Consider the following 13,086-nt stretch of genomic DNA (forward strand, 5'->3'; position numbering starts at 1 on the left):
GGGTTACTTATCACCCGCCACAATCTTTTCCTGCTCAATCTTGGTAGGAGTGGTGGCGACCGGCGACTTTACGACCAAAGGCTTGCCGGCCTTGGTCACATAGTTCTCACGGTATTTCTCGACAGCCGCATCCAGAGCCTTCTCCGTGTCAGCGGTGAAGTTCTCGGTGTCACGAATCGTCTTGAGGATGTCGGTGTTGTGCTCGAGATAATCCAACAGACCGTGCTCGAAAGGCAGCACGTCGACGATTTCCAGATCATCGAGCTTGCCGTGGGTGCCGGCCCACACGGAGACGACCTCCTGCTCCATCGAATACGGAGAGAACTGCGGCTGCTTCAAGAGCTCGGTCAGGCGCGCGCCACGCGTCAGCTGCGCCTTGGAAGCCGCATCCAGATCGGAGGCGAACATCGCGAAGGACTGCAACGAACGGTACTGCGCCAGCGAAATCTTCAGCGTGCCGGAAACCTTTTTCAATGCCTTGGTCTGGGCCGCGCCACCGACGCGGGAGACCGAGATGCCGACGTCCACTGCGGGGCGCTGGTTGGCATTGAACAGGTCGGACTGCAGGAAGATCTGGCCGTCGGTGATGGAAATGACGTTCGTCGGGATGTAGGCGGACACGTCGTTCGCCTTCGTCTCCACAATCGGCAGACCGGTCATCGAGCCGCCACCAAGGTCGTCGGAGAGCTTGGCGCAACGTTCGAGCAGACGGGAATGCAGATAGAAGACGTCTCCCGGGTAGGCCTCACGCCCCGGCGGGCGACGCAGCAGCAGGGAAATCGAACGGTAGGCCTCGGCCTGCTTCGACAGATCGTCGAAGACGATGAGGACGTGCTTGCCGTGATACATCCAGTGCTGGCCGATGGCCGAGCCGGTGTAGGGGGCAATGTACTTGAAACCTGCGGAATCGGAAGCCGGGCTGGCCACGATGGTGGTGTATTCCATGGCACCGGCCTCTTCAAGGCTCTGACGCACGGAGGCGATGGTGGAGCCTTTCTGGCCGACGGCCACATAGATGCAGCGTACCTGCTTCTTCGGGTCACCGCTCTCCCAGTTGCTCTTCTGGTTCAAAATCGCATCGATCGCGATGGCCGTCTTGCCGGTCTGGCGGTCGCCGATGATGAGCTGGCGCTGACCACGGCCGATCGGTGTCATCGCGTCAATGGCCTTCAACCCCGTGGAAAGCGGTTCCACAACGGGTTGACGATGCATCACATCCGGGGCCTGCGCCTCGAGAATCCTGCGGCCTTCGCTTTTGATTTCACCCAAGCCATCGATCGGTTTGCCCAGAGGGTCAACCGTACGCCCGAGGTAGCCGTCGCCGACCGGCACGGAAAGCACCTCTCCGGTGCGCCGTACCTCCTGGCCTTCCTCGACACCTGCGAAGTCGCCGAGGATAACCACGCCGATCTCGCGGGGATCAAGGTTGAAAGCCAGACCGAGCGTGCCGTCTTCGAACGTCAGCAGCTCGTTGGCCATGCAACCAGGCAGTCCCGTTACATGCGCGATGCCATCGCCGGCCGTCGCGACAAACCCCACCTCTTGGGTGGGAGTGTCACTGGGCTTGTACGAATCGACGAAATCGTCGAGGGCCTTTCGCACACTCGCAGGATCAATGGTAAGTTCTGCCATGATCACTCCTTATTGATTAATTTGTTGACTGATAAGTCTTGGTACAGGTGCCGTTTGAAGCACCTTGTTGTTTTCTCGATGTCCGGCGTACAGCTCACATCTCCGTACTCACTTTTCGGCGTAGCTGCAACAGCTGGGCGGCAACGGTGTTGTCCGTGACGTCCGCCCCGATCTGCACGCGCATCCCGCCCAAAACCGAGGGGTCGACCGATGAATTGATATGCACCGGACGGCCAAGCCTGGCCGAGTAGATTGCGGCGAGCCGCTTGATCTGGGTCTTGTTCAACGGCGTGGCCGTGGTGACGGTGACCATCGATTCGCCCATATGATGGGTGAATTTGGCGATAAGCCACTCAAGAGTCACCAGGAAGCGACGATGACGCGGATTGGCAACGGCATGTTCGGCCAATCTCATGGTCACCTTGTTGAGCTTCGAATCGGCGAAAACCGCGTGCAAAAGGTCCAGACGCGCCTTGGCCGGTGCAAATTCGTCGGAAAGCTTGGAACGCAGCACCGACATCTTGAGCAACGCGGAACGCATTTCCGCCAATTCGATGGAGACCGCAAGCGTGCTGTCGGTCGCATCAGCGTAATACATCATTCCGTCGACGGCGAAATCCTCAACGGCGTTGGCGATATCACGAACCCGGCTCCAATTGCGCGAGACCAGGTCATCGAGAATCTCCACCGTCAAAGGATCAGCCTGATCGGCAAGAATAGCCTTGACAAGTGCCTGCTTGTCGGCAGTGGGCCGGGAAGGGTCGGTAAGTGAACGCTCCACCTGTGCATCGTGGTCGAGCAGATTGGTAACGACGAACAGCTCCTCGCCGATTCGCCACGCGCCCTCCCCCTTGTCCTTCAATTTCGGAGCCAGGGAATCACGCGAAGTGCGATCAGCGCTGAGTGACGCTTCTCCTCGCATTGCTCACCTCACCTTCTTTGGATGAATCCTGTTTCAAATCCATATGCCGCAACATATTCCGATGGCTGACGGAACATATCACTTCGTACTGTCTGTTTTCTTGTCGAGATCGTCAATCATGCCGTCGAGCATGTTGGTCTGCACGTCGCTGTCCTCGAGCTTGGCGCCCAGAATCTTGCCGGCGAGAGCCGTGGCCAATGTGCCGACCTCGCTCTTCAGCGTCACCATCGCCTGCTGTTGCTGCGAGGCTATCGAACGCTGGGCGTTCGCGGTGATCTGCTCGGCTTCCTTGTCCGCACGGGTGTGGGCGTCGGAAATGATCTTCGTCGCTTCGCCGCGGGCGTTGTCGGTGATCTTGGAGGCATCGACACGGGCATGGTTGAGTTGGTCCTCATACTTTTTCTTGGCCAAGTCCGCATCTTCCTTGGCTTTTTTGGCCTTGGCGATGTTGCCTTCGATCTTTTCGGCACGTTCGTCGAAAATGGCGTTGAACTTCGGCATGAAGAATTTGTAGAAGAACACGGCGACTATGGCAAGAATGATCAGGGACCATACGATGTCATAGACCTTCGGAATAAACAGGTTGATACCTTTCGAGGCAGCAAATGTCATCGTGATCTCCTTTCATCGTTCGTTTGTGTCATTCGTTTTCGCTTGTTGCTGGTTTTCTTGTTCAGAGCACCAGAGCGGCGACGAAGCCGAGCAGGCCGAGAACCTCGACCAGTGCCAAGCCGATGAACATGATCATCTGGATCTTGCCGCTGACTTCGGGCTGACGTGCCGTGGACTCCATGGCCTTGCCGAAGAGAATGCCCAGACCGAGGCCAGGACCCAATGTCGCCAGACCGTAGCCGATAACGCTCAGGTTGCCAGAAACCGCTGCGAGAGTGATGATATCCATTTGTTTTCCTTTCCAGTGCCGTGTCGGCATTAAAAAAACCGGTACAACTTTGGTTACTGCTTTGTTCAATTGTAAAAAATTATTGTTCGTATTGGGCGTCGCCGTTTAGGCGGAAGCGCGATGTTGCTTTATGCGGGATTCGTTGATTATTCGGCCTCCGGATAACTCAGGTTGATATAGACCGTTGCAAGAATCGAGAAGACGTAAGCCTGCAGGAACGCTACGAACACTTCGAAAAGCGTCATTACGATGCCACCGAGGAACCATGCGGCGCCCACGGGAATGCCGACCATCTTGTTGGCGGACTCGATCATCCAGAACTGGGCGAACGCCAGGCAGGTAGCGACCGTAAGGTGGCCGGAAATCATGTTGGCGAAAAGTCGAATCGTCAGCGACGCCGGGCGGATGATGACCAACTCGAGCAGCTGAATCGGAGCCAGAAGGATGTAGACCGGCCACGGCACTCCGGGGGTGAAGCATTCATCGCGGATGTAGCCCCAAAGTCCCTTTTCACGGCACGCAGTGACCCAATACTGCACCAATACCCAGATGGCAAAGACCAACGGCATGGTGATGGTGGCCGTCGCGGCCATGTTGGCCCCGGGGATGACACCGAAAAGGTTGAAGAAGAAAATCGTGAAGAACAGAGTGGTGATCATCGGCACGTAACGCTTGCCACGCAACTCGCCCATGGTCTCGTAGACCACGCTGTTGCGTACGAAGTCCATGCCGAATTCGATCAGACCCTGCCAACGGCCGGGAATGAGCTTGGCACGGGCCGCGGTCAGGCCCAAAATGATGAGCAAGAGAATCGTAGCGACGATGCGGATGAGAATGATGCGATTGATAGCAAATGGCGTGCCCTGGAAAAGGATTTCCGGAGGCAGGAAGTCGTTGACACCCGGCAAATCCGCACCGGACGCCGACGCCAACACCATATTCGCGCCAACAGCTTCGATCATGTGCCCTCCCCGATTTATCTTGAGGCTACCAGTCTATTCCATCTAAAGGAAATGAAAATACGTCATTCCGCGATTCAGCGCGAATTGGCGACAATTCCACTTCTTTTGGTTTTCCAGCGACGAGAATCATGCGGGGGCTTGACGCATCCGGCACGACCCTCAACTCCGAATGGCCGCTGACGATTGTACGTCGTTTACCCGAAAAATGTAAATATCGTCACAATTTAATTTCGATATTAGCATTCATAGATAAGTATCAACACCAATAAACAACATATGTCGCATATCTCACTTTTTTGTCGTATCCGGGATAAGGCCATATCCGTCATTTTCAAGCGGTTTGAAACAATCGTTACGCGGAGCACCGGGCTCGTGCCGAATGGAGCGGTCGGTACCCAATTTCTTCTCTGCGCGAAGTTCGGGAACCTCTTTGAGATCGTACGGCGTGGTTTCGTAGACCCAGTTGAGCCAGTTGCGCCAAAGCAGATTCGCATGGGCCCGCCACGAGAACAGCGGTTCCATCGTGGGGTCGTCGTGTGGGAAGTAGTTGGCCGGGAAGGGCACGTTCGTCAGGCCTTTGGCCTTGTCGCGCTCGTATTCGTCACGCAACGTGTATTTGCCGTATTCCCAGTGACCGAGCACGAAGACCTCGGAAAAATCGCGTGCCGCGATGAGTCCCGAGCCGGCCTGTGGCCCCCAGGTGAGCACCTGCAGGTCTGGATTCTTCGCGATATCGTCCTCGTTCATACCGGCGACACGCGAATGCGGCTGCAGCGAAATCTCGTCGAATCCGTTGGTGATGAAGCAATACTCATCCTGCAGATATTGCGGGAACACGCCGAAAAGCTTTTCCCTGAAATTTTGCTTGCGGATCCCGTAACGGTAGTTGAGGCCGGCCATCGCGCCCCAACACAGATACATCGTCGAGAAAACATGGGTCTGCGCCCAATCGAGAATCTGCTTCAACTCGTCCCAGTAATCGACCTGTGCGAAATCCAGCTGCTCCACCGGCGCGCCCGTGACCACCAAGCCGTCATAATAATTGTCTTTGAACGAGTCGAAGTTCTCATAGAACTTGAGCAGGTGATCGGCGCTGACGTGAGTGGACTCATGGGTCGAGGTCTTCATGAAATCGATGTCGACCTGCAGCGGGGACTTGGAAACCAGGCGCAGCAACTGCGTTTCCGTCTCGATTTTCTTGGGCATGAGGTTGAGAATGACCAACTTGAGGGGACGGATTTTCTGCCGTTCCGCTTCAGGCTTTTCGATGGCGAAGATCCGTTCGCTCTCGAGTATTTCACGCGCAGGCAGTCCACTGGCAATCTTGATAGGCATGGTTCCATTATGGCCGCAAATCTCCCCTCACGACAAGAACCGTTCGTTCTACCACACGTCATTTGCCATCAACGCGGCGGATTTCTGCCCTGACAGCAAAAAACTCGCCGAAGATTTGACATTTGCGTCATTATCCGTAATGTAGATAACTGCTGTCTTAAACAGCCGTCGCGGGGTGGAGCAGTTCGGTAGCTCGCTGGGCTCATAACCCAGAGGTCTCAGGTTCAAATCCTGACCCCGCTACCAGTTTCTCGGGCCGTACATTGAAGAAATGTGCGGCCTTTGCTATATCCCTAAGGTTCCAATCAGTTTTGCCAAGCATCTTCCGCGAAATCGCAGGAGGATGAACGCCAAACACCCAAGCCTCTCAATCCGAGTTCAACAGCACCAATGGCATTGAGAGCATCGGGACCACCGTGAGGCTCAAAGTAACGAGCAATACCGGCATATCGCTCGACGCCGGGCTCGCGCAGCCTGTCCGGGACACCCACGAACCCGAAACACGCGAAACCCTACACGCCGGTGTTCGGCGACAAGACGCGAACCGCCGTCTACGTCCTCGGCCTGGCCCTCAGCGTCATCGCCGTCATCGTCACCCTGAAGGACGATTCCACCGCCGCCATCACAGCAAGCGGCGGAATCCTCATGGGAGGCTTCGGCGTGGCCTACAACCCCGTCAGCGTCAGCCGGAGGCGGGGCTGAAGTCAGGCGCCCGTCTTCCTCGGGCGACCGCCATGGCCCGGCCTTGCGGCCTGCCATTCGGCGATCGTCTGGGGCTTCCAGCCGCGCGACCTGCCCACTATCACATCAGGCTCGGGCATACGATAGGTGGCCAATGCGCTGCGGCTGATGCCAAGCTCACGGGCCACATCAGCCGCCGACAGATAGTGTTCAGTCATCCTTGCCACCGCCGGTCAATCCGAGGTCAAGGCCGAGGATGCCCGCCGACAGACCGAAAAGGCCACCAGCCCATGGCACCCTGCCGAAACTGCAAATTAGGCCTACCACGCCAAGCACAAGTGAAACCCAGCCACGTATTTTTCTATCGTTGTTCATATGGTTTTTCATGAAGTATCGTGGAAAGAGTGAGGTTCTGGATACTTGGTTTATTCGGAACCCCACATCTCACTTCTTGAGGCGGTAGCCGTCGATGAACTTCATCACCGAAAGACACGCCGCGCCAACGGAGCGGTGGGAACGGCCATGCCGTTAACGGCCTTAATCCACTCCAAGATCTTCATGCTTTCTCCTTTCTTGTTAGCCTTAATATCACAACAGTTTTAAGAGATTAATTCCAGTCCGACACGCAGAAACATGAAGATTCGCCATTGGATTCCGCTCTTAGACAAGGGCCCCAAGAGACTTATGGACACCTCGCCCGGAGCAACCCTCAGTCGAGAATCCGGCATGGCGACATAACGCTCCATTGCTTCCATGGCTCATGACCCAGCAGCCTGAAAACGAGACACAGGTCGTGGGTCACCTCATAGATCTCAGATTCACGCCCTGACCCCGCTACCAATTCCCTAGACTGCATATTGATTATGCATATACATATCAGTTTCTGTATTTTTCTACGATTATCCGATTATTTTCGACTAGTCGAATAACTCTTTCGAACAATGCAGCCATCAGTAAATACTTCGGCTGAGCCCAAGGAAATCTGCGGTTTTCGACAGATACTCTTGAACGCGGGCCAGATGGCTGCCGAATCCGAAAATCCGCGAAATCAAGGCTCGGAGCTTGCAGTATGCAGAAACCCCGAGCCAGGAATATCAACGTCTCCCATCACCGGTGACGAGGGTGATACCGGTCTCGCTTCAGCGCTTCCAACAGGATTGCGCCAAAGAGGAACGCACCTGCGACAAGCAACAGCAAGGCGATGGGCGCACCGCTGAGGGCCAGAGGAACAGAAGCCGGCTGAGCAACCTTACGTACGCCGTTCCAATCGTCAAGATTGGAAGCCACGGGCTGCATCATGCTCATGGTTCGGCCTCCGATATCGACAGTCTGCATTCCCACCGCATCGTCAGGATTCGGAAGCGCTGCGGTAGCGTCATCAGACTTATCACCGGTAAGTCCACCGGAAGCAGCAGAGCCTGAGGGCTCACCTGTGCCGCTCGCTTCACCGGCTTCGGATCCCGATGCAGAGGAGTCTTCATCATCGTGATGAGTGCTCTCACTATCATCCTGCTTGCTTTCCGAACCTTGCGACCAAGGGTCCGTATCGGTACCCTGATAATCGACAAGTGGAATACCGGTGACTTTCGCCCGATCCATATGCCTTGCCGTGACGTCTTTCAACGTGCCGACCACATCGACATGCTCTCCAGGTTTGAGCACCAGGCTTGACCATCCGTCCGGATATCTGAAACCGGTCACTGCACCATCGCCGGCAAGAGTCGTGTCACTGATGTTCAGGTCGCTGGCCTTGAACAACGCTCCATGCCCGCCCTCGTCGTCACTGGTGTTGGTGATGGTGAAGACGATTTCGGTGTCTCCTTGCACGTTGAGCGCATCATTTGGATCGTCACGGTCGCCTGCGGACCAGCCACTGGACTTGTCCCATTTTTCGATATGCAGCGAAGGAACAAGCTCCGGCGTTCGGGTCCACACGACATTGGACTCGTTCACCCGACCGTTAAGGGTCTCGGTGAACTTGTTTTCATGACGGTCGGTCGGCTTCATCCGTTTCACCTGGATATAGGCACGCCACCCTTGCTCGTGCGCAATATCACGCGAAACGAGTTGACGATAGGATTGCGTTGCGGTTACGGTAATCCGCATATGCCCGACTTGTTTGGAAACGCCGGCCGCGGAATCGCGAAGCGAAATACCGCCATCATCGGCCACAAGAGTAAACAGATCGCTGCCGAATTTACCGATCGCCTCGAATCCGTTGCCCGCGATCCTCTCACCTTCGTGGGCGATTACGTTGCCATCCGAGCCACGCAGATCCCGCGTCGCGTAGACGGCCCATTGACCGGTGTACTGATCGTAATCCGGGTTAAGATCGTCGACGATATTCCATTCATTGACTTCGGGATAGGCTCGGTTCGCCGGCAGTACGGAGCTATCCAACTGATAGAGGAACGCGCTGTCCTTGTAGACGCTGGAACCGCTCACGGATTCACCGCCGACGCGGACAACCACGTCTTTGCTGGGATTGATGGGCTTGAGCGGATTGCTCACCTCATTGGTCTGCCTGCGTATGGTGTTTTCAATCTGGATGGCCTTGTTTTTCACAACATACCCATCGCTGACCTTCCGCACTTTGTACGGCATCACGATGTGATAGTACTGGCCAAGCAATGACTGGTCGATTGCCGGATCGGAAAGCGGGTCATGCCTATCATCGGCGGCGTATGCCTGAAGATCTTCGGGCTGCGGGTCGCCTTTCAGCGTGACCGCCGTTGCCGCTACGAACGTATCGACCTGACGAGCGAAAGCATAAAGAACACCGTCGCGGATGCCGATGTTGAATCTTCCGGTGTAGTCCTTCCCATCATCGCCACTGACCACAATGCCCGTAGGATCGACCTGGAGATATTCTTCGTCAAAGTCATCGACGACACCGAGTTTCCATACGTTATAGGCCTGCCCAGTCTGCGTGGCATCAAGGTCAATGACATAGTTGCCGCAGTCTCCAAGCAACAACGTTCTCCCGTCGATGGATACGGTGGGATCGCCCTGCTTTGAACTCTGAAAATCGTGCTTGACCGGGTTCAAGGTAGGCGGAACGTTGAACACTTCATTGCTTGGAGTCACAGAATTGTTCAAGGTGAGCATCCACTTATTGCCGACCTTATGATCCGCCGGAGCATCATTGGAGACGGTTCCCTCGAATCGCAGCTGCAAACGTGGCGTGCCTCCGGACTGCCATTGCGAGATAAGAGCGATATCCGTGATGCGCACCGCCACTTCATGAACGTCGTCATCCCACTTGGTTGCGTATTTCGACTTGGGGACCATGCGGCCGCTGTTGAGGTCCATAAGCTCGAGCGTCTGTTTGTCGGGCTTGAGGTAACGATCATAACGGTCGGTGAACACAATGGTCTTCACCGGATAGGCCAAAGAAGGCAATTGCAGTTGGGCGTCCAAATCGTATTCGACCTTCTGACCGGGATACACCACCTTGCCGTCCACGGAATCCTGATCGCCACCTTGCGAGGCTTCACTGACCACGTCCTTCTTCACAGCCGGTATGTAACCGCAAATTTTCGGCAGATTGGTGTCTTTGCCCTGCCTATTGACGCGGATCGAACCAATATTTAGCAAATCAGAACCGTTGGGATCAGTGCCGAAGGCAAGCTCGTCACCAGGATTTTTACCGAAATCCTCGCGCACTTTCGCGGCCCCCTTGCCATTGGCATAATTCGCCAGGAACGGTATGAACATCGTAATCTGGACAGGGCCGTCGTGGCGCGAGAACGTCGCAAGCCAGTCTGGTTTGGCCGTGGCCGTAATCCTTGTGCCTTGCTGAGAGATGGCAAAGTTTTCGGTGACATCGGAACCGACGAGATTATTGATCGCCTCAACACTGGATTCGCTGCTCGAAGAGGCGGGTGCCATATAAACGTGTACCTTGGAAAGAGTCTCTGGATCGACAAGGTAATCGGCCTTTCCATAGTCATCGCTCAACGAAAGCCGGCTGACACCGTATTCCAATGCATGCGGATCGGTGACCGGAAGATTGATAACCGCCCCCAACCGATCACCGTCAAGGAAGGTGAGGTTGTCGGCACCGGTCGCGTTGCTCTTGCTCGGGTCCACGACCAGTTCCCACTTGCCGTTGGCATCAAGCCGCACCCAGCTCTTATCGGGGTTCGGACTCCAGACGTGAATCTGCGGGGTGTTCGTGGCTGCGCTCTTCGCGTTCCAACGTTCGCTGCCTTTGTTGATGACGGTCGCCGTGGCATGCGCGTCCACATCTTTGAGCATGGTTCCGCTCAGCACCATTTTCACCTTACGGTCCTGCGCCTGCTTGCCGCTGTCATCAAGTATCGACGGCTTTGCGCTCGCCGTGGTGATGTGACCGCTGGTGGCAATATCGAAGTCTCCGGTATGTTCCACGCCATCCACGTACACTCTGACCCGATTGTTTGGAAAATCCACATACCGGGCAGCTTCCGACCAATCATCTGCGATGGCATACTCACTCAAATCCTTGGCCAGGTTCTTGGGCAAAGTCCCGTTGACGACGACAACCGCATCGTCGCCGGTCACATAGGTCCTGTTGTCGGCGGCTACATCATTGGTATGCCTTTCGTCCGCGGTATTCAACGCTTCGTGCATATCCTTGACCCATGCTTTGTCGGGATTCGGACTGCGCACGAGCACTGCCGGTCTGTTGGTCTCAACGCTCTGCCCGTTGAATTGTTCCGCTCCGGAATTGTTCATCGACACCGCTTCGTTGGCCGTTGTCTCCAACTTGAAACTGCCGTCAAGCACCAGCTTTACCTCACGGTCCTTGCTCTGGTGTGCGCTACCGGAGAGAATCGAGCGACGGGCAACAGCGGTTGTCTTGAAGCCTGCTGTGGTGATGTCGAAATCAGCAGTGCGCTCGATGCCATTCACATACACTTTGGCATTTTCATTGGGAAAATCTACATAACGCGAGGCATCCGACCAATCATCGGTCAACGAATACCGGGAAAGGTCTTCTACTAGATCCTTCGGCAACATACCGTTGACCACACTGGATACCCGGTCACCGGGCACGAACGTTCTGCCGTCAGAACCCACCTGGTTTGTGTGGTTCGGGTCTGCTGTGGCCAGTGCTTCATTGGGATTGGTGGTCCATGCCTTGTCCGGATTCGGGTTTCGTGTCGGGAACCGGTAATGGGCGGTTCCCACGAAAGGCTTGTGATTCCACGCCACCGAGGCAACGTCTCCCACGGTATTCACGTTCGGATTGTGCACCGTCACCTTGAATGTGAATAGGAAGACATGGTCAATGGGCAATTCCCCCTTACTCTTGGAACGATCGGCTGTCACCGTGTTCGCACCCTTGTCCCAATTCATTGCAAACTGGTTCGACTCATTCGAACCCGCAGTCGCATCAGTGACTTTCATATCAGAAATGTCATAATCAATGCCGTTGGGCGAAATCACATCCTTAAAATGCATCTCATAGCCGCCACGACCCGTATTGGATTCAATAGTCGTCGTATTGGCCATACCGTCCACGCTCGTACCTTGCTGAACGTTCTTTGTCGGTGCCGGAGGAGCCGATGAAGCGATGCTCCATTGCTCGGAGGCATCAGCCGATCCCTGATGGGAAGCGGCTGCGCTCATCCTGCCTTGTTTGCCCACATTCACATCGAACCAGTACCGACCCTCCTGCCAATGGCTCATACCCAAATCAGAGGGCGAAAACGACGGCGATGCGGAATCACCATTGTTATGGATTCCACCGGTCTTTCTTGACTGTTTGGCTGACACATATCCGTCGGGCTGGCCAGCGTAGTGCAACGTCACATCCGCATTCACATCCTCCGCAATCGATGACCCGTTGCGGTTGGCGTGGATGACGTCATACACACTGTTCGTGGCACCGACCACGACGCCAGCTGGCATCTGTTGGCTGGAAGTCAGGCCAAGATCGTAATTGCGTGGCGGCTGCTGGTTGTTGACCGCCAAGCACACCACCTGTACGCCGGCCGGAGTTGCCGCCGCCTGCGCGTTGATACCAGCCTCGAACATGGACTTGCCTCGCGCAAGCCATCCCGAATCCCAACCAACCAGGCTTCCGGAAGGATTCGCCGCGTCCCAGTCAGCATGGAACCGGTTCATGAAATCCGTACCGTTCGTCCCCCATAAGTTGATTTTGTTGCCGCCTGCCAGTGAAGGGGTTGCCGCCACCGCCATCATTACCCCGACCACACGCGCCTGGGTTGCGGGACCGTCACTGACATCTGCGATGGCATTGCTAATCGCATTGCGACAAACCGGCTTGACTCTACCGTCGAAATCGTTGCCCACCGGAGTTCCGGGGTTCGACACAGCAAAGTGACTATGAATCTGGCTCAAGGCATAGGTAATCGAGTCTTCGCCCCAGCCTTGTGCCGGAGTGCCGGAATACGTGTTATCGTCTTTAAGCCACAAGGCATCAGAGCTAGGGCCGACACTACCCCCTCCATCTACACCACCACCGCCGATGCCCATACCAGCATTGGCTACTCCGGGTGTAAGCATCGACAACGCGACCAGCACACCAATACCACTGGATGCCAGACGCCTTAAATGCCTAAATTGTAAACAATTATCTTTCATTTCTTTACCCTCCATTCGGTAGGATGGAGGAAGAGGACTCGCTAGAGCTCTCTTCCAAA

At 55.6% G+C, this 13,086-nt stretch carries 10 protein-coding genes and 1 tRNA gene; 2 read left to right on the plus strand and 9 right to left on the minus strand.

What is annotated here, in order from left to right:
* Positions 1-3 precede the first annotated feature (3 nt).
* The 6 genes from atpA to metA all read right to left on the minus strand — a co-directional run bounded on the left by atpA (position 4) and on the right by metA (position 5,752).
* Positions 4-1,632: a F0F1 ATP synthase subunit alpha gene (gene atpA / locus OZX64_RS07845; RefSeq protein WP_277156818.1), complete on the minus strand. Its 1,629-nt coding sequence runs from the start codon at positions 1,630-1,632 to the stop codon at positions 4-6.
* Positions 1,633-1,726: 94 nt separating this feature from the next.
* Positions 1,727-2,554, minus strand: a complete 828-nt coding sequence (locus OZX64_RS07850; protein ID WP_277156817.1) for a F0F1 ATP synthase subunit delta — start codon at positions 2,552-2,554, stop codon at positions 1,727-1,729.
* Positions 2,555-2,632: 78 nt separating this feature from the next.
* Complete coding sequence (locus OZX64_RS07855) at positions 2,633-3,166, minus strand: F0F1 ATP synthase subunit B (RefSeq protein WP_277172484.1); 534 nt, start codon at positions 3,164-3,166, stop codon at positions 2,633-2,635.
* Between the two features lie 61 nt (positions 3,167-3,227).
* Complete coding sequence (atpE, locus tag OZX64_RS07860; RefSeq protein WP_277146158.1) at positions 3,228-3,455, minus strand: ATP synthase F0 subunit C; 228 nt, start codon at positions 3,453-3,455, stop codon at positions 3,228-3,230.
* Between the two features lie 146 nt (positions 3,456-3,601).
* Positions 3,602-4,417, minus strand: a complete 816-nt coding sequence (gene atpB / locus OZX64_RS07865) for a F0F1 ATP synthase subunit A (protein ID WP_277172485.1) — start codon at positions 4,415-4,417, stop codon at positions 3,602-3,604.
* Between the two features lie 288 nt (positions 4,418-4,705).
* A complete protein-coding gene (gene metA, locus OZX64_RS07870) occupies positions 4,706-5,752 on the minus strand; it encodes a homoserine O-succinyltransferase (protein WP_277172486.1) in 1,047 nt (348 codons plus the stop codon).
* Between the two features lie 169 nt (positions 5,753-5,921).
* Here metA and OZX64_RS07875 point away from each other — a divergent pair.
* Positions 5,922-5,998: transfer RNA gene (locus OZX64_RS07875), tRNA-Met, on the plus strand.
* Here OZX64_RS07875 and OZX64_RS07880 read toward each other — a convergent pair.
* On the minus strand, positions 5,955-6,110 hold the full coding sequence (locus OZX64_RS07880; protein ID WP_277175027.1) for a helix-turn-helix domain-containing protein: 156 nt from the start codon (positions 6,108-6,110) through the stop codon (positions 5,955-5,957). The genes OZX64_RS07875 and OZX64_RS07880 overlap by 44 nt on opposite strands.
* Before the next feature lie 164 nt (positions 6,111-6,274).
* Here OZX64_RS07880 and OZX64_RS07885 point away from each other — a divergent pair, with 164 nt between their 5' ends.
* Positions 6,275-6,454: a hypothetical protein gene (locus tag OZX64_RS07885; RefSeq protein WP_277172487.1), complete on the plus strand. Its 180-nt coding sequence runs from the start codon at positions 6,275-6,277 to the stop codon at positions 6,452-6,454.
* 2 nt (positions 6,455-6,456) lie between these two features.
* Here the strand turns inward: OZX64_RS07885 and OZX64_RS07890 are convergent, their stop codons facing one another.
* Positions 6,457-6,651 carry a hypothetical protein gene (locus OZX64_RS07890; RefSeq protein WP_277172488.1) on the minus strand — a complete coding sequence of 65 codons (195 nt, stop codon included), beginning with the start codon at positions 6,649-6,651 and terminating at the stop codon, positions 6,457-6,459.
* An 889-nt stretch (positions 6,652-7,540) separates the two neighbouring features.
* The gene (locus OZX64_RS07895) at positions 7,541-12,967 is read right to left on the minus strand and encodes an LPXTG cell wall anchor domain-containing protein (RefSeq protein WP_277172489.1); all 5,427 of its coding nucleotides are present in this window, start codon (positions 12,965-12,967) and stop codon (positions 7,541-7,543) included.
* Positions 12,968-13,086: the final 119 nt, after the last annotated feature.

Source organism: Bifidobacterium sp. ESL0704 (assembly GCF_029392075.1).
Lineage (GTDB): Bacteria > Actinomycetota > Actinomycetes > Actinomycetales > Bifidobacteriaceae > Bifidobacterium.

What these genes read in the sequence shown, in the direction of transcription:
- metA (WP_277172486.1), bottom strand. Translation starts at nt 5,752, where the DNA reads ATGCCTATCAAGATTGCCAGTGGACTGCCTGCGCGTGAAATACTCGAG.
- atpB (WP_277172485.1), bottom strand. Translation starts at nt 4,417, where the DNA reads ATGATCGAAGCTGTTGGCGCGAATATGGTGTTGGCGTCGGCGTCCGGT.
- OZX64_RS07850 (WP_277156817.1), bottom strand. Translation starts at nt 2,554, where the DNA reads ATGCGAGGAGAAGCGTCACTCAGCGCTGATCGCACTTCGCGTGATTCC.
- OZX64_RS07855 (WP_277172484.1), bottom strand. Translation starts at nt 3,166, where the DNA reads ATGACATTTGCTGCCTCGAAAGGTATCAACCTGTTTATTCCGAAGGTC.
- atpE (WP_277146158.1), bottom strand. Translation starts at nt 3,455, where the DNA reads ATGGATATCATCACTCTCGCAGCGGTTTCTGGCAACCTGAGCGTTATC.
- atpA (WP_277156818.1), bottom strand. Translation starts at nt 1,632, where the DNA reads ATGGCAGAACTTACCATTGATCCTGCGAGTGTGCGAAAGGCCCTCGAC.
- OZX64_RS07890 (WP_277172488.1), bottom strand. Translation starts at nt 6,651, where the DNA reads ATGACTGAACACTATCTGTCGGCGGCTGATGTGGCCCGTGAGCTTGGC.